We start from the raw sequence: 20,231 nt of genomic DNA on the forward strand, positions 1-20,231 counted from the left end.
ATCATGATGCGTAACAGCCACTCCTGTAAATACAGGATTCCTTTACCAATCATGCTTTCACACCACAATATGGTAAAATTTTAGGCCCTAAATCTTTTTTAGGATCGTTACGACTCTCCCATTATTAGTTTTGTGTTTAACTCCTCCTTTTTATGTTTATTACTATTTTTCTCCACAAAAAAAGGACAGAGAAAAATAGGCGTTCCCCATTTTCCTCTGTCCTTTTACCTGAGAGTATAACTCCTTTGGTGGCACATGGCGCTCTCCAGAGACGCGTCCTATTGTGGTCCTTTTACCTGAGAGATTGAGCCCAATTTTTGGGACTTGCTCCTTCGGTGCTAAACAATGCGTTTAGTCTCTCCCACAATACTCATCCGCAATTATGAATTTAATTTAATCCTAGTCTATTCAAAGAATGATGTCAAATGAATTTTCTGAATTTAATTAATTATTATAATTTTATAGAAATACAGAGGCCATAGTAAACAGACACTTTTCCATTACTATTTAATGTATTCATGTGCCTTCAACTCTTATTTATATGTTAATCCAAAGTCAAATCCGTAAGAATCCCCATTTTTATTTTTATAGACATAGGAAGGATCCTCTACATAGCCTGGAATATCTCCAACCTCGTTGTCTACTGCTTTTTTGTTAGCAGGTATGGTGAATGGAAGTTTCCCTGTCGGATTGTATTTTCCACGAATAACGTCTACGATTGCCTCCGCCTTTACGCCAAACGTGCTGATTACTGCTGCAGCATTAGGCTCAATTTGATCAATCAACCATGGGTTAGTGAAGTTAATCGCAGTAATCGTCGGAACTTTTTTCTGAATCTCAATAATTCTATCAACATTAGTAATTCCTGTTTCAGGGCCAATGTTTATCCGTGGATTATTATCCCAATTCGATTGAACAGGTCGGACCCAAACAAACGCATGTGTTGCTTCCTCAAGATTATCCGTTACGGTGATAGAAGTATCATATTTTTTAATAGTTTCTTTTAATTTCTTGGTGGCCGCTGCATCATCTCCACCTGGGAACATCTCAATATATAGTTTGACATCCTTTATTTCACTATCACCCAATGGTAATACATTTTTACCATCGATATTGTCATTGCGTAATAGAACCAATGACTTCCGGTGTGCTTCATCCGCTTTTTTCTGTGATTCAGGATTATTGACTACATCAAGCGCATTTTGACCATCGACATAAGGGTTTTCGAAAAGGCCTAATTTCATCATCTCTGTTAGTAAAAAAGTGACCGATTCATCTACTTTTTCTTCTGCAAGCAATCCATTTTTCACTGCATTAATAATTGGCGTCGGATCGGATGCGCCAGAAATGATATTTGTCCCGGCATCGATTGCTTTCGCAAATTTTTGTTCTGGTGTTAATCCTTCAGCACCCCAGGCATTATTACCAATAGCACCCGTATCGGAGTTGACATATCCTTTGAAACCAAGCTCTCCACGTAAGAGGTCAGTGATGAGCGCTTTGTTTAAAGCAAAGCCAACTTCTTCAAATTGCTGATTTTCACTATACCATGGCAAACCTTGGTCAGCACTCGTATTGCTTGGAAATGCGTAATATGGCATGACCGACGATACTCCAGCTGCAATTGCTGCCTTAAAGGTCGGAATATGATATTCAAGCAAGCTGCCTTCAGTTGGATACGGATTGAATTTCCCCTCCACAAAATGAGGATCTAAGCCGTTATCACGTGCTCCACCACCTGGGAAATGCTTCACAGTGATAGCCACACTGTCTTTACCAAGCTCATCTCCTTGAAAACCTTTGATTACGTTATAAATCATGTCAGAAGCTAGTTCTGGCTGCTCTCCAAATGTATCTTCAATCCTTGCCCAAAGAGGGTCAGTAGCAATATCGGCTGTATACCCGTAAACTTTACGAATACCCGATGCTCGCCATTCCTTTGCGGCCGTTTCCGCAAAGTCTTTCACAAGACTGGAATCGCGTGTTGCCGCTAAACCTAAAGGACCTGGCCAAAAAGAATGGAGGCCTGCCCCCTCACTATTATTCGTATAATCTGTTGAGGCATGATTCCTCGGGTTTGAAGTAATAACAATTGGGATCCCTAACCTTGATCGCTCAGCTACTTCCTGTAGCTGATTATTATAGTCTGCGATGACATCTGTCGTTGGAGTTTGCCGAAAAATATAATATCGTGTGTTTTGATTTATTAATTTATTCGGCAGGACTAGTTTGTTATCTTTAAATTGCGGGAATTCAGTAATAAGCATCATTCCTGCTTTTTCCTCAAGCGTCATCTTTTTCACTAGATCCTTTACACGTACGTCAGTAGGTACCTGCCAGTTTTCATAGGGGTCGAGTCTACTGTTATTATTAAGGTCCTTAAATTGCTTCTCACCCTGTACAAGGATGTTTTTGGTCCTCGCTTCAATGGCAGGTGCATTTTGCTTATTGCCATTCGATTTTCCCGGTTCCGCGCTTGCATATGGAATAGCAAGCGATGATAACATCAATGCAGCAATCGTTAATGTTGATGCTTTTTTTGAAAATAGTTTCATTCTATTTCTCCCCCGTTTTCCTATTAAAATACTTACAAAAAAGAGTAAAACTAGTTAAATCTTAAACGTTTCATGACATTCCTATCACTCCTTCAAGAGAAAACGCTTTCAATCGAAATAATTGTATAATTTAGAAGGTAAACAATAATAGAGAATATTTTTAGGTGAATTTGTGTTTTTTTAAGATTTGAAATATTCAGATATATATACCCATAGCCAAAGTCCTAGCTTTGGACCAGATAAGATCGCAAAATTGATATAAATTAAACGCAAACTTAAATCAATCAAAAAAAAGAAGCCAAAAACTAGATTCTTGGCTCGTCGACCTTTATGGAGTTTTTTCCGGTACCTTTACAAGCGCTGATTTTCGAAACTCTGATGGTGAAAAGCTTGTAAGTCTCTTAAAGTTGTTACTAAAATAGGCTAAATCCGAGTATCCCACTCTCTCAGCAATCTCAGCTAATCGTAAGCTTGTATTTAGTAACAAACGTTTGCTTTCCTCAATTCGCAGCTCGGTAATATAATCGACAAACTTTTTGTTCAGCTGTTGTTTGAATAATTGACTAAGATAACTAGGATTCATATGGACTGACCCTGCCGCATCCTTCAGTGTAATTTGGTCTAATGGTGTTTTCTCTAAATACTGCAAAACCTTTTCAATCGTTGAGGAAGGAAGATTTTCATCCCCATTTTTTGGAGTATTCCTTTTTGTCTCTTCTTTTGATTTCATTTCTAGCCACTTTTCAAGACACCCTTTTAACTCGGCTTCCTCTACTGGTTTTAGAAGGTAATCGGTTACACCGGTTCGAATGGCTTGTTGAACAAATTGAAACTCGTCATGAACACTGATCACAATGACATCCTGTTTCTTCTTCAAATGACTCAATTCTTTTACTAACGAAAGCCCGTCCATTATCGGCATTCGAATATCCGTTAACACTAGATCTGCATCATTATGCTTAATCCAGTCGAGTGCTTCTAACCCGTTTTCACATTCGTGGACCACTTGCAAAGGAAGCTTCAACTTGTTTATCGTCCACTTAAGAGCTGTTCGAACCCATCTCTCATCATCAACCAACAAGATATTTTTCTTCATACTCTCTCCTCCTCCACATGATGATCTAGTATGGGTAAATGGATTAATACCTTAGTCCCTGAACCCTGTTCACTTTGAATGGTTATTCCATACTCGGGTCCAAACAAATAATGAATTCTTTGATGAACATTTACGATTCCTATATTTTTCCCATCACTAGTGGACGTTTTTAAGTCCATTCTTTTCTTGATTTCTTCTAAAATATGATCCTTTATTCCTTCACCAGTATCGGAAATGCGAATAACAAAGGAAGACTCAGAATGACGGAAAGCTGATATCACAATTTTTAATTTTCTAGTATTAGGACCATAACCATGAACAAAACAATTCTCAACCAATGGCTGGAGGGAAAATTTCACCATTTCCAATTCCATTACCCATTGAGGAATATCAAACATGTACTCAAAACGGTCCTCAAAGCGAAACTTTTGAATCTGCAGATACATTTCACAAAAATTCACTTCTTCTCTAAAACTCACGGTAGATGAATGATTATTAAGATTATACCGAAGTAGTTTTCCAAGTGATAAAGACATGGTTGCAATATTTTCCTGATTTTCTTCCAATGCCATACCCCTAATGGTTTCAAGAGAATTGTATAAAAAGTGGGGATTCATTTGTGATTGCAGCATTTTTAATTCGACTTCTTTTTGTTTAAGTGACATTTCTGCTTCCTTTAACTTAGAGACATATACTTCTTCAAGTAGGTTGGATAGTTTCTCAACGGTATTATTAAAACCAGCAGTCAATTGTCCGATTTCATCATTTGAATCCACTCGAACTCTGCCATCTAATTTTCCAATTTCAACTTCCTTCATAAAATGTTGCAAACGACGGATGGGCCGAATGATGCTTGTGGCGAATCCGAACCCGATCAAATAGGCAATAATCAAAGAGACAAGAATGGTTAAGGATATGGCTTTTTCAATTTGAACGATTCCCCCCGTTAAATCTCGGTATGGGACTGCCGATAAAAACCTCCAGCCGAGGTTTCGAGAGAAAGTATAGGTAATAAAATCTCTCCGTTCATTTTCTAAAATTTCCGTGCTGCTTCCTTCTGTTTTCAGGTTTGAAAGTTGTTTGAATTCAACCCTTTTCCCGAGTTTTGAGAAGTCAGGATGGTAAATATAATGCCCGTTCGCATCTAAAATGGAAAAATAGCCATTTTTACTGATGGTTACCTTGTTAGAGATTTCTTCAATTCTTCTGAAATTGATATCAATAATAAGCATGCCTACAGGTAAGAGCGTCTGGGGATTATATAGTCTCCTTACGAGTGAAATGACAGGCTGTTCCTTATTTTCTAATTTTAACTTTCTCATAACTAACATACTCATCCCATTAAGTGGGACAGATGAATACCAATATTCCTCTTTCATTTTCGTAGCAGGATAGAAATTTCTATTTCCAAGAGTATCAATTACCTGATTGTTATTAAGTAGTATAGTGATATTAGTTATATCTGCTCTTGAGTATTCTGCTTCTTTAAGGGTGTTACGAGTTGGTTCAATAAATTGATCTCTATTTTCTGACGCTTTCAATTTCAAAAGGCTCGATAATTCAGGAGAGTTGATAATTTTTAGGCTGGTAATCTCAAAATCTTGTAAATAATATTCGATATGTGACTCTACTTGATCAATTACTTGGCTGCTCGATTGTCTAAGTACATTTTCAAGTTCAACCGATGAACGATTGTATGAAATAACTCCAACTGAAATGACTGGAAAAATAACTAGAAAACTGGAGAAAACGCAGAGCTTTATCATCAGTGATTGATTTTTTAAGAGGATGTATCGTTCTAGGAATTCTGCGATTTTTCTCCACCACTTCATCATTGTTGTTATTCATTCCTGTCTATTAGTGATTTTTTAAACAGAAAAGACCTAGCTGGTAAATGGATATATTCACCAACTAGGCTTACTGCCTGCTATCGATTATGGACGTGCTTTTTCAATGGCATCCATTACCTCTTTATAATCTTTTGAATATTTATCAACCATGGATTTAACAGCGTCTTTCCAAGGTGTAATATCATCAACCTCAGTGAAGGTAACTCCTGCCTCTTTCAGTTTCTTAGTAGAACGCTCTTCCCACTTATCCCATTCTTCTCTTTGCGCTTGAACGGAATCAAGTGCTGCTTGTTTCACAATTTTTTGATCCTTTTCTGAAAGCTTATCCCATGCTGCTTTACTAATAAGCAGGACTTCAGGGATCCGTTGATGATGGTCTAAAATAAAGTTTTTCGCTTCTTGATAATGGTTAGAAGAGTCTAAGCTTGGGATGTTATTTTCTGCACCATCAATGATTCCTGTTTGCAGCGCGCTGAATACCTCGCCATATGGCATTGGCGTCGCACTTGCCCCAAGTGCTTCCATGAAATCAATATTGATTTTACTCTGCTGCACACGGATTTTTTGCCCTTTTAAGTCCTTTACACCTTTTAGTGGTTTAGTAGAATAAAAACTACGTGACCCTGAATCATAATAAGCAAGCCCTTTCATTTTTGACTGCTCTAAACCATCTAACAATTTTGTTCCCATTTCACCGTTAAGAAAATTCCATAAGTGTTCTTCGCCTTCGAATACATATGGGAGTCCTAATGCAGTGAACTGATCATTGAACTCGGCAAGCGGACTGGAATTGATTCTTGTGAACTCAATGGCTCCAAGCTGAACCTGTTCCAACACGGATTTTTCATCCCCTAATTGGGCAGATGGAAATACCTCAATTTTAATTCGGCCATTTGTTCTTTCATCAACCAATTCGGCAAACTTTTTGTCTCCAACAACAGTTGGATAATCTGGCGGCTGATTATCTGCCAACCGGAACGTATATTTAGGTTCCTCAGCTTTCGAACCCCCATCTTTTGTACCCGTCGTTGCTTCTTTCCCACAGGCAGCTAGGATGCTACCCATTAAAAGCGTTGCTGCTAGAATTCCTGTAATCTTTTTTTTCTTCATTCTTGTAACCCTCCCTTAAAAAATTTTATTATTTTATTTTCACCTTTCCTTCGGTTACTTGACTAACATATTAGGAAGCCACAGGACAACCTCAGGAATATAGGTAATAACCAACAGAACAACTAGTAAAGCGTAGAAAAATGGCATCATTGCTTTTGTCCCTTGTTGTATCGAGACCTTTCCTATCGCACATCCGACGAACAAAACGGTTCCTACCGGCGGCGTTAAAAGGCCAATCCCAGCATTTAAAATCAGGACAATTCCGAAGTGCACCGGATCCATTCCAAAGCTGGTTACAACTGGAAGGAGAATAGGTGTCATAATTAAAATCATTGGTGCCATGTCCATTGGTGCTCCAAGGAGAAGTAACAAAATATTAATAATCAATAGAATAATAATCGGGTTATCAGAAATACTTAAAAATAAGTTCGTTACCATTGACGGAATTTTCAGGTAAGCTAATATCCAGCCAAACGAAGCTGATGCTGCTATTAAGAAAAATACCATCGAAACAGTTCTCATCGTCCGGGTTAATATTTTCCATACATTCGAAAATTTTGCTTCCCTATAGACAACAAACGCTAGAATAAAAGAATACAAACAAGCTAATGCCCCAGATTCCGTTGCTGTAAACCAGCCACTCATAATCCCGCCCAAAATAATGACTGCTGGGCTTAAGGATAAAAGTCCATGTAGAAGGATCCCGCCAATTTCTGACTTTGGAACAGGGTCCGCTTTTTGGTAGCCTCGTTTTCTAGCAATAATGTAACCCGTGATCATTAAGGAAATTAACATAATAAATCCAGGAACAATCCCAGCCATAAATAAACTGGCGATGGAAACACCACCTGCTGCTAAGGAGTACAAAACAAGATTATGACTCGGCGGAACTACTACACCTTGAATGGCCGATGCAATCGTTACTCCCACTGCATAGTCTGCTTCGTATCCCTTCTTTTTCATCATCGGAATCATAACAGACCCAACGGAAGAAACGTCGGCGACGGCAGAACCTGAGATATTTCCAAAGAACAATGCAGCTACACTGTTAACCATGGCGAGCCCACCGCGAATTCTGCCAACCATTAAACTTGCCAGATTCACAATTCGAGTCGCAAGGCCGCCCTCACTCATAATTTGTCCGGTCAAAATAAAGAACGGAATCGCAAGTAAAGAAAAGGAATTCATCCCTTGAATCATTTGCTGGCCCACTACCGGAAGAGGTATACCTAGATAGATAACCGTCAGCAATGACGAGGCAATCAACGTAAGGGCAATGGGAAAACGAAGTAAGATTAGAATAACAAAGCTTGATAGTAAGATAATGATACCAATTGTGTTGCTGTCCAAGTTACATGCCCTCCTCTATCTCTTTGTGGCGAGTGGTGTTAATGTTAAAGAATTGTAAAAGCGAATAAACACAAATCATCACACCCGTGACAGGCATAACCGCATAAGTGATACTACTTGGCCATTTTGTCGCCGGCAGAGTTGAATCCATCATCAATACCGTGAAGTCCCAGCCCTGGATTACCAGATATAATCCGAAAGCAAAAATAGAGGCACTGATGATTTTATCTAAAACTTTATTAAAACTTTTAGGAAATAGATTCGTGAAAGAATCAATGCCTAAATGGATATACTCTCGAAATCCCACTGCTATGGCCATAAAGGCAAACCAAGCGAGTAACAAAAGAGTAACTTCCTCTGACCAAAAGAAAACAAAATTAAATAATTTCCTGGTAAAAACTTGTAGGGTGACGACAAAAATTAAAGCAATTAACGATAGTAGAGTGAATTTTTCAAAAATGGTATCGATGACTAGACCTACTTTTTTGATTACATTCATTTGATTCCCCCCATTTGAAAACGTTTTCTTGTCTCTAATTTTATGAATCTTTTGAATGTTTTTGAATGTTCTTTTTTTAGGATAATTTGTGATTTTTTTAGGTGGAATTTGAAATCCTTTCTATTTGAAACCATTTTATGTATTTTTGTAAGTTTAATAAACGAATTAAATATAGATTAAACTTACCATGTTAACTGTATTCCATCAACTGGTTAAAAACATAGGCACTATCCATTCTAGTAAGTTGTTCCGAGACCGTGGAAAAATATTATAAATAGCAGCAGAAGTGTTGCATAATAAAATAAGTAGGGACGTTTCTTATTGGGGACAATCGAAAGTTTTGCGCGCAAAAAAGCACAACTAGGCTAAATTTGCTAGTTGTGCCTTTTTCTCAATACCCCTTTAAATAGGTACCCTTTCTTCGCTAAATCAACATTTCTTCATCCTGTAAAATAAGTTGCCAGGCTGCTTTTGCTTTAATTCTTACTACATTGGAAGCTTGGGTTTTAAGAAGTATAATTCTTTTTTCGTACCCTAAAAAAAGAAGGCTTACTTGTGACCTGACGCTCCATAATCTTTGATTGTTATTTTTACGTTGTAGTAAATTGGAACCTCACTGAATGTTTGATCCCAATCTTTTTTGACTTTTTCCCATACTTTCGGATGCTCAATTCTTAAACGGTTTCCAAAGCCAGCAACGTCTACTCGATATTCCTTTTGCGTTTTTTTAATTGTATGATCAACCAATCGTTTTACTTCTTTTTCGGTGGATTCTTCTGCCCTTTTTAGAAATGTATTATCAAAAGAGTTACCTGAAACCACCCAATTCTCAGATAATCGCCCTTCTGATTCGATGTTTACATCAAAAGAGATATTGTTTCCTTTAACATGAGAGGTGATTTTACTTTTCATAGACTCTATCTCATATACGATTAGCCCACTAGTCTGTTTATCAAAACTTTTCACCACACCGCCTTTCCCCTTGCCTGTTATCCATGTTATACCCTCCAATTCCTCTTCATTTAAAAAACCACGCAGTTTTTTTGTCTTTCCTTTTATCACGGCAGCTCCTGCAAATTTCACATCTCCATTAGCCGAGATCACATTTTGCAAAAGAAAACTAGATCCTGAATGTAGCTTACCGTCTAATTTAATAATCGAAATAGGAGGCAAAATTCTTGTCGTTCGATAGGCATTATCTACCATTCCAAACAGACGAAATGCTGGAACTTCTCCTGCTTCCTTTGATACTAGTGTATTGCTAGCTCTCCCTTTACTAATAAACATAAGGCAGCTTGGTCTAAAATCATTATCCCTAAGATATTGATCAAGTAATCGATCTAAACTATACGATCGTGCAAGTTTATCACCGATTACAATGACTTTCATGTGACTGGCATTAAAAGGAAGATCCGTTCTTAATGATAATTCACGAACCTCTTGAAGGATGGAGTCTCCCGTTTCAGAGATATTAACAAAAGATTGTTGTTGCGATCCCCCTTCTTTACTCATTGAACTTGCTAATTGTGAGGTAATAAGTTGATAAGTTGTAGTAATCTGATCTTTTTTGGAATAGCCTTCATCTTGTTCGTTTATCTTTTTCTCTATGGTTGACTTCTTCCCTATATCGAATGCCACCCCTACACCTAAGCTTAGCTCTTCAATTTCATGACTGCTCCAACAGCCTGTAAGAGAAAAGAGTAACAGGACAGACAGCGAAACCAAGAGAAATCGTATATTGTTATGACTTAACTTCATTGTTTTCTTCCTTTCCATCTCGCGATAATAAGAAGGAGAAGTGGTAGTAAACCAAATAAAAACAATGCACAATTGCTAATCATATCCCCAAGTTTAAATAGATCATTGATATTTTTTGGGGTGATGGAAATGACGTAAATAAGTGGAAGTAAACCATACATAAATGAACGAATGTTCTTTTTCGAAAGTTGAGCCAGCCCTAAAGCACCTGCGTAGTAGCTGATGGTAAAGGTAGTAAACATTTGCATAATCCATACCACCAGCAACAAAGAATCAAACCGTTCAAAGATCAAACCGGTTACCTCAAAACTTCGTATCAAATCAAGTGTTGGCCATGTTCTCGTGACCACTTCATCGACGGATAACGCTCCGATCACCATCACAACGGTTATCCCATAAAAAATCAATGGAACGGAAATTCCAACTAGGACCATTTTTACTGCTTTGTTTGGCTGTTGCATATACGCCATGAGGACCAGCAGGACTTCAGGACCTGTAAATGCGAGAGTCGTCGCCTTTACTCCTTTTAGCACAGGGATGAATCCAGTCCCCAATACCGGGCGTAAATTATCGATCTCAAATATTTTTAGGCTCATAAAGGCTACTAGCAAAAAAAGGAAAATCGTAATAGGTAATACAATTTCAAACAGACGGGCAATCGGGTTGATACCGCCTATGATCAGATAGAGACCTACCCACATAAATGGCATCATAATTGCCCAGATAGGGGTACCTTCCAGCAAAAAATACCTTATTACTTCCGCCATTGAACGGAGTTGAAACCCGGAAGTTAAAAGAAAATAACATACTATAAGTAAACTAAGTAACCTGCCCACCCATTTTCCTACAATTTCACGGCTGTATTGATAAATTGTTTTTTGGGGAAACTGTTGGCATAATTTGACCATGATCACCCCTGCGATTATCGCGATCACCCCGCCTAAAATAACACTTAACCATACATCTGGTGTATTCACCTTCTCTGCAGCTGTTCTGGGCAGGGTGAGGATTCCTGAACCAAGAATAAAGTTGCTGATGATAACAGCTGCTTGTGGCGTGGTAATTCGATCTTTTGGACTGACAATCATCCTTTCATGTTCCTTTCACAATAGGTTATCTTTTACGTATAGGATTTTTCGTATGCATCATCTTTGGACGACGTTTCATCATCATAAGGGGCATGCGAACCATCAAATCTTTCCATTCACTTAAACGATAAGGAACGGCTGGACTCATATAAGACACGCCAAAACTTTTTAGTTTCACTAAATGGCTTGTCATGAAAAGGAAAAATAGAATGACTCCATATAATCCAAGTATGGCAGCACAAAGCATGGCTACGAAGCGAAGAATACGCAATGTAATCCCTACACTATATTGAGGATTGGCAAAAGATGAGATCGCAGTTAACGCCACTACTATCACCAAAATGGGGCTAACAATCCCTGCCTGTACAGCCGCTTCACCAATGATTAACCCACCGACAATTCCCATTGCTGGACCAATTGGCTTCGGTAACCGGAGTCCAGCTTCCCTTAAAATTTCGATCGATATTTCCATAAATAACGCTTCGATAAGTGCAGGAAATGGAACACCGGACCTCGCCCCTATAATGGAAATGGCTAACTTAGTAGGAATCAATCCTGGATGAAATGAGATGAATGCAATATACAAAGCCGGTGTAAAAAGAGCCAGAATAGCTGCTAGATAACGAAGTAAACGGATGAACGTGCCAGGAATCCACCTTTCATAATAGTCTTCAGGTGATTGTAACATCATGCTAAAGGTAACCGGAACGATCAAAGCGAAAGGCGTCCCATCTAGTAAAATGGATACCCGACCTTCCATCAAGGCAGCAATCACACGATCAGGACGCTCTGTACTCTGTACCTGCGGAAAAGGACTAAGATAATTATCTTCGATAAGCTGCTCTACATAACCTGATTCTGGCACATTATCAAGATCAATTTTCTTAATTCGCTTTTCTACCTCTTGTACTAATTCCGGATCCACAATTTCTTTTATGTAAGCGACGACTAGGTCTTTTTTTGAACGCTTTCCTACTTGAAATTTTACTAACGATAAATTTTCAATTTCACCATTCCCTCTCAAAAAAGATGTATTATCACTTAAGGATTCAGTGAAACCGACCCGTGGACCTCTGACTAATGCCTCTGATACTGGCTCTTCAATCGTCCTTGTTTTTAATTTTGTTGTACCAAGGATTAGCGCAGCTAATGATCCATCAATTAAAAGCGCGGTAGAACCTGTTAATACTTTTGATACTAACTCTTTAATAGAACCAATCTCTTCTACTTCACTAATAGGCAGCACATGATTTTTTACAAATTTGGTTAAATTGCTTCCCTTCACAAAGGATAGCTCCTGTTTATATTCTGTTGTGAAATCAACCATCAATGATGTCATAATATGTTTATTAATCAGATCTTTATCTGATAATCCATCCACAAAAATAATGGATGCTCGAATGCCGGTACGCCCAATATTAAACTCTCGAAAGTGCACATCCCAGTTATGACCGATTTCTTGTCTAACTAATTCTAAGTTTAAAGTGAAATCATCTGTAAACAGATGATTTGAGCCTTGAGGCTTAGATTCTTGTTGATCTTCAATTTTGTTAGGTTGTTTTTCTTTTTTTCTATCCTTTAATTTCCGTTCTCGCATTTTCATCACTCTTCCTTGCGAATCCAATTAAAAAATCTGAAGATCATGTACGGAATGAAAAACACGATAAAAGCTTGTATAAAAACTTTCCAGTCTGGAAGATAGGAAACAATAGAATTCCACATATTAACCACCTTTATATGCCCAAAAACCAGTAGCTGAAATCACGAACCAAAGTATGTAAAATAAAGTGATTTCCTTAGTGTTCCTTGGATAGCATTATCTTTGGCTTATACGTGGAAATTTAAACATTATATATAACAACCCTTCATCACTCTGGGCTTCAACGTTTTATATGTATTTTGAACAAGTTCTACCAGCTGGTGATATAATTTCCCGATCCTGAGCAGCGGTGACTACTCTTATTTTTAATAAAAAGGTGGTAGAAATATGAAACTAGGCGCATTTTCTGTAAGTTTAAATGTAAAAGACATTATAGTTCAAAATCATTTTGTGGAGTTCTTACTTCTTCAATTTCAATAGTTCATTAACTGTAATGAATTTATATCCCTCGTTTGATAATGATTGCAATATTCCTTTAATTGTATTAAGTTCTTCGCCAGTATCATCATACATTGGGTGTAACAAGATAATGGAACCAGGTTTTACATGTTTCTTCACATAACTCACTTTGTCAGTGGCAGAAGTGTAGTAAGTATCTGGTTCAAGACTCCAAGTGATGGTATCTCTATTATTGTTATATAAATAATAGGGCAAGCCAACGAGTTTTTTTCCATTTGGAGGTCGGAAATCAATTTGACCTTTATACCCTGCTTCTCGAATTAGTTTATCCGTTTTTTCAATTTCCTTCTTGATGTTAGAAGGGGATGTAAAAACCATCCGCTGATGGGAAAAAGTATGATTTCCAATTTGATGCCCTGCACTTACAATTTTTTTAGCTTCTACAGGATTTTTTTCAATTTCATTACCGATTAGAAAAAATGTCGCTTTTACCTTGTATTGTCGTAACAAGGGTAGAATTTTTTCTACATTTTTTGTTGGTCCATCATCAAAGGTCAATGCGACTACCTTTTGATTGGTCTTCACCTGGTCGGTTAGTCCACCAAATAACTGGAAGGTTCTAGAATTCATTAACTTATAGGTTCCAAGTAATAAAAGGAACACTAACAAAATTCCAACTCCACTATATATTAATTTCTTTTTCATAAAAACAGCCTTTCTTTCGAATTTTATTAAGTTTATTTTTATAGTAATAAAATCTACTAACTTTCCAAGATAAGATATTTACTGTAAAACTTTAAAACTATCTAGAGTAAATTAAAATGGTAATTCATCATCATCTATATAGGTATGCATTTTGCCTGGGCTCTCTAATTGCCCTCGTATATCCTCATTTCCATCTATTTCATCAAAGGTAACGCCATATGGAAAACCATTCGATATAAAACCTTCAATAAAATCAAATGAACCAAAATCATCATAAAATTGTTCCTGTGCTTTTTCGCGTTTTCTCTTTTCTTTTTGTTTTTGCCTATCGATTAGTGATTGAATCACCTTTTCTTTATAAGATTGTTTAAATTTATATCCTAGAAGCTCCAGTTCTTTAATTGCACACAGTAGGTCTACACCAAACCAGTTACTATAACCTTTCGCGATATTTTTCCCATTGTACTGCTCAGACCATTTCTTCGCATTTTGAAGCCTAGCATTCCGATTATACCGTTTTCGTCTAGGTGTACTGCTCGATTTGTTCTTACTTTTTACCATCATTCATTCCACTCTTCTAACTAAAGTTGATATCACTATGTTGTTTATTAGGCTTAAGACATTAACCTATTCATCCTCGTCTTCATCTTCATCATGAACCCATTCAATCGTATAATATGATTCCTCTAAAGCTTCATGGAACCACCAGCCAGTTCCCTCTGCCTTGGATAAAACACTAAGTAATCTAGTAGAATATGCTTTGTATAGTTCTTCATCCCGATCACATTCCATGGCAACTTGATCAAACATTTTCACCATACTGGAATAAAATCCTTCATTTATATCCCCATATGAATTGGTAAATTCTACACCCATTTCCACATAAAAAAGCATAAGGTCAACTGTTCGTTTCTCATCATTTGTGGCCTTCTTAAAAGCCGTTATCTCTTTTTTTGCCTCTGCCAGTCGTAGTTTCCCAAAACCTCTTTCTGGAAAAAATTCATTCTTAATTTTTTTCTTTACTTGATGAAAAAGAACTTCAATTACTTCGTCCCCTAGAAATTTACTGGATAAGTAGTTTTGTACCTCTTTGTTTGCCCTGAACACTTCGACGATTAGTTCAATCAATTCTTTTTGTTCATATTTTTTTAACTGTTTTTTCAAATCGGTAATCTTGATTTTCACAATAATCCCCCATTATGATCGTCTTTGAATTTTTCATAGAGTTTAGATTACAATTGAATTATACAAAACTATTTAGAGGGATTAAAAGTGGAATATAAACATTTGTTAAATGAATTAGAGGTATTAAAAAAAGAGAATACATATTTAAAACAACTACTATCAAATATGATGCACAAGCGTGAAGAAACAGTGGGAACTACAATTGTGGAAAAAATAATTAGTAATAGATCCTTACCCGAAGAAAAAATAAACCTTTTTAAGAGTTTATTTAAAGGCAGGATGGATGTATTTGCTTTTCGTTGGGAGTCTAAAGATGGACGAAGCGGTTACACCCCTGCCTGTGATTTGGAATGGCAAAAACCGATTTGTCAAAAACCGTTGATTAAATGTTCCGAGTGTAAACAAAGACAACTCTCTCCTATTTCCTATCAAGTACTATTTAGACATTTAAGCGGAGAAAAAACTGTAGGAATATACCCGCTTCTTCAAGATGAAACATGTTTTTTCCTTGCTTTCGATTTCGATAAACGAAATTGGGCACAAGACGTTTTAGCATTTGTAAATGAATGTAAGGCGGTAAATTTACCTGCTTATATTGAACGCTCAAGATCAGGTAATGGGGCACATATATGGATATTTTTTTCGGAAAAAATTTCTGCATCTTTAGCAAGAAAACTTGGAATTCAGCTTATAACAAAAACGCTTGAAAAGCGGCATGAAATTGGTATCGACTCCTTCGATCGAATGTTTCCAAATCAGGATACTCTTCCTAGAGGTGGATTCGGAAACCTGATTGCACTACCACTTCAGCTGCATTCAAAAAATGAAGGCAATAGTGTATTTGTTGATGAAAATTTTCTTCCCTTTGAAGATCAGTGGATGTACTTATCATCAATTCAAAAAATTAGTAAACAGGATATTATTTCAGTCTTAAATAAACTGAATCAATCACATGTAATGGAGCCTGTGTCTAATTCAGCTATTCCGAATAAAATTAAAGTAATAATAAAAAACGGACTATATATAAGAAAAAAGTGGATACCTTCCTCTATTTTTTCTAAGTTAATTTTACTTGCTACGTTTAAAAATCCTGAATTTTATAAAGCACAGTCCAAAAGGCTATCCACTTATGGCATGCAAAGAGTGATTAGTTGCTATGAGGAAGATTCAGATCACCTAATACTTCCGCGTGGCTGTATTGAAGAAGTAGAAAAGGTATTTAAGGAACATTCGATTGAACTTGAAGTAGTTAGTGAATCATTTGAAGGTGAAAACATCCAAGGAAACTTTAATGGACAACTAACAGCTCAGCAAGAAGAAGCCGTCTTAGAATTAATGAAGTATGAAAATGGGACACTTGCTGCATCAACAGGTTTTGGAAAAACGGTTACAGCTGCAGCACTGATTGCACAAAGGAAAACAAATACGTTAATCATTGTCGATAGGACGCAACTCCTTCAACAATGGGTAGAAAGTTTATCTATTTTTCTCCAGAAGCCTTTTCAAGAAATAGGGCAAATTGGCGGGGGCAAAAAGATAATCACAGGACAGATTGATGTAGCAACCATTCAAAGTCTAAATTCTAAAGGTGAGTTAAAATCTTTTATCACTCAGTATGGACAGATAATTGTTGACGAATGTCACCATATTTCAGCTTATAGTTTTGAAAAAGTGTTAAAAAAGGTTCGAGCAAAATATGTTTACGGTCTAACTGCTACACCTATTCGGAAGGATGGGCTTCATCCAATAATCTTTATGCAGTGTGGGCCAATCCGCTTTAAGACTGATGCTAAAAACCAAGCGAAAATTCGACCGTTTATGCATAAATTAATACCAAGATATACAAATTTCAAGTCCAGTTCATCTGATATTAAAGAAGTCTACCAGTCAATATCTAATGACCAACATCGAAATCAATTATTGTTTGATGATGTACTGAATGAATTAGATAAGGGCCGTTCCCCTATTATATTGACAGAGAGAATTGAACATCTAGAAAATCTTCGAAAACAATTTAAAGGGTTCGCAAAAAACATAATTGTTCTAACAGGTAAAATGAGTAAAAAAGAGCAAAAATCAGAAATGGAACGTCTTGAAAAAGTATCAGATAACGAAGAACGACTAGTAATTGCAACAGGAAAATACATTGGTGAAGGATTTGACGACCCACGACTAGATACCTTATTTTTAGCCATGCCAATATCGTGGAAAGGCACACTTCAACAATATGTTGGCCGTCTACATAGGATTCACTTTAATAAGGAGGAAGTTAAAGTATTTGATTATGTTGATGAGCAAGTCCCAATTTTAAAATCAATGTTTGAAAAGCGCATTAAAGGATACAAGTCAATGGGCTATGTCATCGAAAGCAATAAGGGAAATATCAACAGTGAACAAATGAAGTTTTTTTAGTGGATTGTGACTGGTGGGAGGTACTTCCTGTCATCAATAATAAAGCCGCCTAAACTTTTTAAGCGGCTTTTAAAGCTATTTTTTTTGCAATACTCAGTTATACCCAGATGTTGCAATTTCATTTTTTTGAAGAATACGGTTCTTCTCAAAATCTGCAACCACGGGAGGGGCCACCTACAATGGGACTCATTTTATAATCTTTTTCAACAAAAAATCTACTTTCTCTTTAAGATGTTCTTTTACACTAACATCAAGGTCCATTTCATCCATCGTCTCTTTTAATTTGCCGAACCATGCTGAGGCCCTTTCTGGAGCTATTTGAAATGGGTGTCTTTCTTTAACCTGTGATACTTGCTCACCTTGTTCCTGTACAGATTCCTCGGAAACTAAGCGATTTATAAATACTCTTTGCCGATTTTTCAGCAGCTCTATATCCGTGTTTCTTTCATTAAACATGTTAATATAGTAGGAATCCTTTAGCAGCTTATCATAAAAGCGATCAACCAACTCATTCACTTTTTCCTGGTCTAGTGCAATGGTCATCATCAATTCCCTCTTTTTCTTGATAGAAGTAGTTTCTACTATTATTATAATGTAATTATCAAACCAGATTTGTGACTTATATCACAAAAAAGACTTTTTGGAAGAATAAAGACACCTTTGTTTATCTAAACAGCAGGTGTCCCTAAAATATATATTAAATTATTCATTCTTCGAACGGCGATTATAATCCTTTTCAATTCCTTTTTTCCAGCTTCTATCTATCTTTTTGCCACTTCGAAGGTTGACCACGGCTTCATTTACCGCTTCATAATTTAATTGCGTTCCTTTATTGTCCGCGTGGTAATCAACGGCGAAGTCCTCATCGATTCCAAATCGAGCAGCAGTCGAAATGGCATCGATATTGGCTCCAAGGAATAGGAATTCCCAGCCATATTTCTCCTTTTGGTGTTGAACCATTTTTTTGATTTTGTCGACTGTGAATTCGAGGCTGGCATTTTCCATCCCATCCGTGGTAATAACGAAGAGTACTTTTTCAGCTCGTTCATCCTCACTAGTTCTCTTTTGTACATTCACGAATTTTTGAATGGTAAAACCAATGGTATCTAATAATGCAGTGGTGCCGCCTACTTGATAATCTTCTTCAGTGATAGGAGAAATGCCCCGTACATTGATTCGGTCGTGGAATAATTCGTACTCGTGATTAAATAATACGGTCGTAACAAAGGCTTCCCCTTCAGCCTTTTGCTGTTTCTTCAGCATCGCATTATAACCACCGATTGTATCAGCCTCAAGTCCTGCCATGGAGCCGCTTTTATCTAAAATAAACACTAATTCTGTTACATTTCTTTTCATGAATATCATCCTCCGTTCTTTGATAAACAAAGGATAACAAAAATCCATTACGAAATGGTCGCTTGGGAAGCGACATTTCAGGCACCGAGTATTGGCTGGTCAAAAGCAAATAACGCCTCATTGATTTCATGAATATTGTAATTAGCATGTTGAATAAAATACTCAATAATCACATCAAATTTATTGCTGCGTGACAAGGTATAACCGGCTGCAGCAAGCAGCTCCATCGTTTCATCCACAGTTAATTTTAACGCAATGGCAAAAGCAATCGTGGTTTTCTTTTTCGGGGTATAATCGTCTTCATTTCGGATTTTGGAGAATAATCGCCGGTCAATATTCGCCCTTTTATACGTCTCTACATCCGTCATCCCTTTTTCATCAATGAAACGAAGCAGCCGCTCGGAAAAAGATTCATCGAGTTGGTCCAACAGGTTGACTAAGGAATACTCTGCTTCTTTATACAGATCCGGCTGAACAAATTCGACTTCTTGCGGTTGTTCCAATATATATCGTTCTTCTCTGTTACGATTAAACGTGATTTCTACTTCTTCTACATAATGCTCATCAATATATTGATGAATCGATGTAAATAATTTCTTGCTTAAACCGAATGAACCTTTGTCAAAAACAACCAGATAAACAAGCATATCATGATGTAATAAAAAAGAGCCGATGGTCGAAACCGCGATTTGTAATGCTTCCTCCTTAGGATAACCATATATGCCAGTCGAAATTAATGGAAATGCGATGGACTCACATTGATGATTTTTTGCCAACTTCAAAGAGTTATAGTAACTTGCCTCTAACAGTGCTGCTTCTTGTTTGGAACCACCCTGCCAAATAGGTCCTGGTGTATGTATGATATATTTTGCCTCCATGTTAAAGCCATCAGTCACAACGGCTTCTCCAACCTTGCATTCCCCCATTTTATCGCAGGCTTCTTGCAACTCATTGACACCAGCCGCACGAAATATAGCACCGCATACGCCACCACCCATTTTCAGCGATGTATTCGCAGCATTCACAACCGCATCCACCTTCATCTTTGTAAGATCATGGCGAACAATTTCTAATGGCATAAGTTTTCCCCTCCCCAAACCATTTTTTATAGTGTTCATTATATCAGAAAAAAATTTGATATTCGTAACAGTTGGTGCCTGACACTCTTTTTCTGGTCTTTCAATAAAGCATGTGCGTTTGACAAAATT

Annotated in this window: 16 protein-coding genes and 1 riboswitch; of the genes, 1 reads left to right on the top strand and 15 read right to left on the bottom strand. The window is 37.1% G+C overall.

The window, feature by feature from the left end:
- Positions 1 to 274: 274 nt before the first annotated feature.
- Positions 275 to 374: riboswitch (glycine riboswitch) on the bottom strand.
- Between the two features lie 159 nt (positions 375 to 533).
- The 12 genes from J7E63_RS21285 to J7E63_RS21340 form a co-directional block, all read right to left on the bottom strand.
- A complete protein-coding gene (locus tag J7E63_RS21285; RefSeq protein WP_215016001.1) occupies positions 534 to 2,555 on the bottom strand; it encodes a glycoside hydrolase family 3 protein in 2,022 nt (673 codons plus the stop codon).
- A gap of 328 nt (positions 2,556 to 2,883) precedes the next feature.
- Entirely contained in the window at positions 2,884 to 3,651 is a 768-nt protein-coding gene (locus J7E63_RS21290) for a response regulator transcription factor (protein WP_215016006.1), read from the bottom strand.
- Entirely contained in the window at positions 3,648 to 5,486 is a 1,839-nt protein-coding gene (locus tag J7E63_RS21295) for a sensor histidine kinase (protein ID WP_215016008.1), read from the bottom strand. The genes J7E63_RS21290 and J7E63_RS21295 overlap by 4 nt, the downstream gene beginning before the upstream one ends.
- Before the next feature lie 99 nt (positions 5,487 to 5,585).
- Complete coding sequence (locus J7E63_RS21300; RefSeq protein WP_215016010.1) at positions 5,586 to 6,611, bottom strand: TRAP transporter substrate-binding protein; 1,026 nt, start codon at positions 6,609 to 6,611, stop codon at positions 5,586 to 5,588.
- A gap of 54 nt (positions 6,612 to 6,665) precedes the next feature.
- Complete coding sequence (locus J7E63_RS21305; protein WP_168244361.1) at positions 6,666 to 7,961, bottom strand: TRAP transporter large permease; 1,296 nt, start codon at positions 7,959 to 7,961, stop codon at positions 6,666 to 6,668.
- Position 7,962: 1 nt separating this feature from the next.
- Entirely contained in the window at positions 7,963 to 8,460 is a 498-nt protein-coding gene (locus tag J7E63_RS21310; protein WP_168244362.1) for a TRAP transporter small permease, read from the bottom strand.
- 549 nt (positions 8,461 to 9,009) lie between these two features.
- Positions 9,010 to 10,218, bottom strand: coding sequence for a Ger(x)C family spore germination protein (locus tag J7E63_RS21315; RefSeq protein ID WP_215016011.1), 1,209 nt, complete (start codon positions 10,216 to 10,218; stop codon positions 9,010 to 9,012).
- The gene (locus J7E63_RS21320; RefSeq protein WP_215016012.1) at positions 10,215 to 11,306 is read right to left on the bottom strand and encodes a spore germination protein; all 1,092 of its coding nucleotides are present in this window, start codon (positions 11,304 to 11,306) and stop codon (positions 10,215 to 10,217) included. Before J7E63_RS21320 ends, J7E63_RS21315 begins: the two co-directional genes overlap by 4 nt.
- 25 nt (positions 11,307 to 11,331) lie before the next feature.
- Entirely contained in the window at positions 11,332 to 12,903 is a 1,572-nt protein-coding gene (locus J7E63_RS21325; RefSeq protein WP_215016015.1) for a spore germination protein, read from the bottom strand.
- A 462-nt stretch (positions 12,904 to 13,365) separates the two neighbouring features.
- Positions 13,366 to 14,070, bottom strand: coding sequence for a polysaccharide deacetylase family protein (locus J7E63_RS21330; RefSeq protein ID WP_215016017.1), 705 nt, complete (start codon positions 14,068 to 14,070; stop codon positions 13,366 to 13,368).
- Between the two features lie 111 nt (positions 14,071 to 14,181).
- Positions 14,182 to 14,634: a hypothetical protein gene (locus J7E63_RS21335; protein ID WP_215016019.1), complete on the bottom strand. Its 453-nt coding sequence runs from the start codon at positions 14,632 to 14,634 to the stop codon at positions 14,182 to 14,184.
- A gap of 63 nt (positions 14,635 to 14,697) precedes the next feature.
- Entirely contained in the window at positions 14,698 to 15,255 is a 558-nt protein-coding gene (locus tag J7E63_RS21340) for a DUF6155 family protein (RefSeq protein WP_308161986.1), read from the bottom strand.
- Positions 15,256 to 15,342: 87 nt separating this feature from the next.
- On the opposite strand from J7E63_RS21340, the gene J7E63_RS21345 reads away from it, so the two are divergent.
- On the top strand, positions 15,343 to 17,667 hold the full coding sequence (locus J7E63_RS21345) for a TOTE conflict system archaeo-eukaryotic primase domain-containing protein (protein WP_308161987.1): 2,325 nt from the start codon (positions 15,343 to 15,345) through the stop codon (positions 17,665 to 17,667).
- A 186-nt stretch (positions 17,668 to 17,853) separates the two neighbouring features.
- Here J7E63_RS21345 and J7E63_RS21350 read toward each other — a convergent pair whose 3' ends face one another.
- From J7E63_RS21350 to J7E63_RS21360, 3 genes are all read right to left on the bottom strand, one after another.
- The gene (locus tag J7E63_RS21350; protein ID WP_215016021.1) at positions 17,854 to 18,213 is read right to left on the bottom strand and encodes a globin domain-containing protein; all 360 of its coding nucleotides are present in this window, start codon (positions 18,211 to 18,213) and stop codon (positions 17,854 to 17,856) included.
- A 156-nt stretch (positions 18,214 to 18,369) separates the two neighbouring features.
- A complete protein-coding gene (locus J7E63_RS21355) occupies positions 18,370 to 19,023 on the bottom strand; it encodes a vWA domain-containing protein (protein WP_215016026.1) in 654 nt (217 codons plus the stop codon).
- A gap of 77 nt (positions 19,024 to 19,100) precedes the next feature.
- Positions 19,101 to 20,102, bottom strand: a complete 1,002-nt coding sequence (locus tag J7E63_RS21360; protein WP_215016027.1) for a macro domain-containing protein — start codon at positions 20,100 to 20,102, stop codon at positions 19,101 to 19,103.
- Positions 20,103 to 20,231 lie beyond the last annotated feature (129 nt).

This window comes from Bacillus sp. ISL-75, assembly GCF_018613095.1.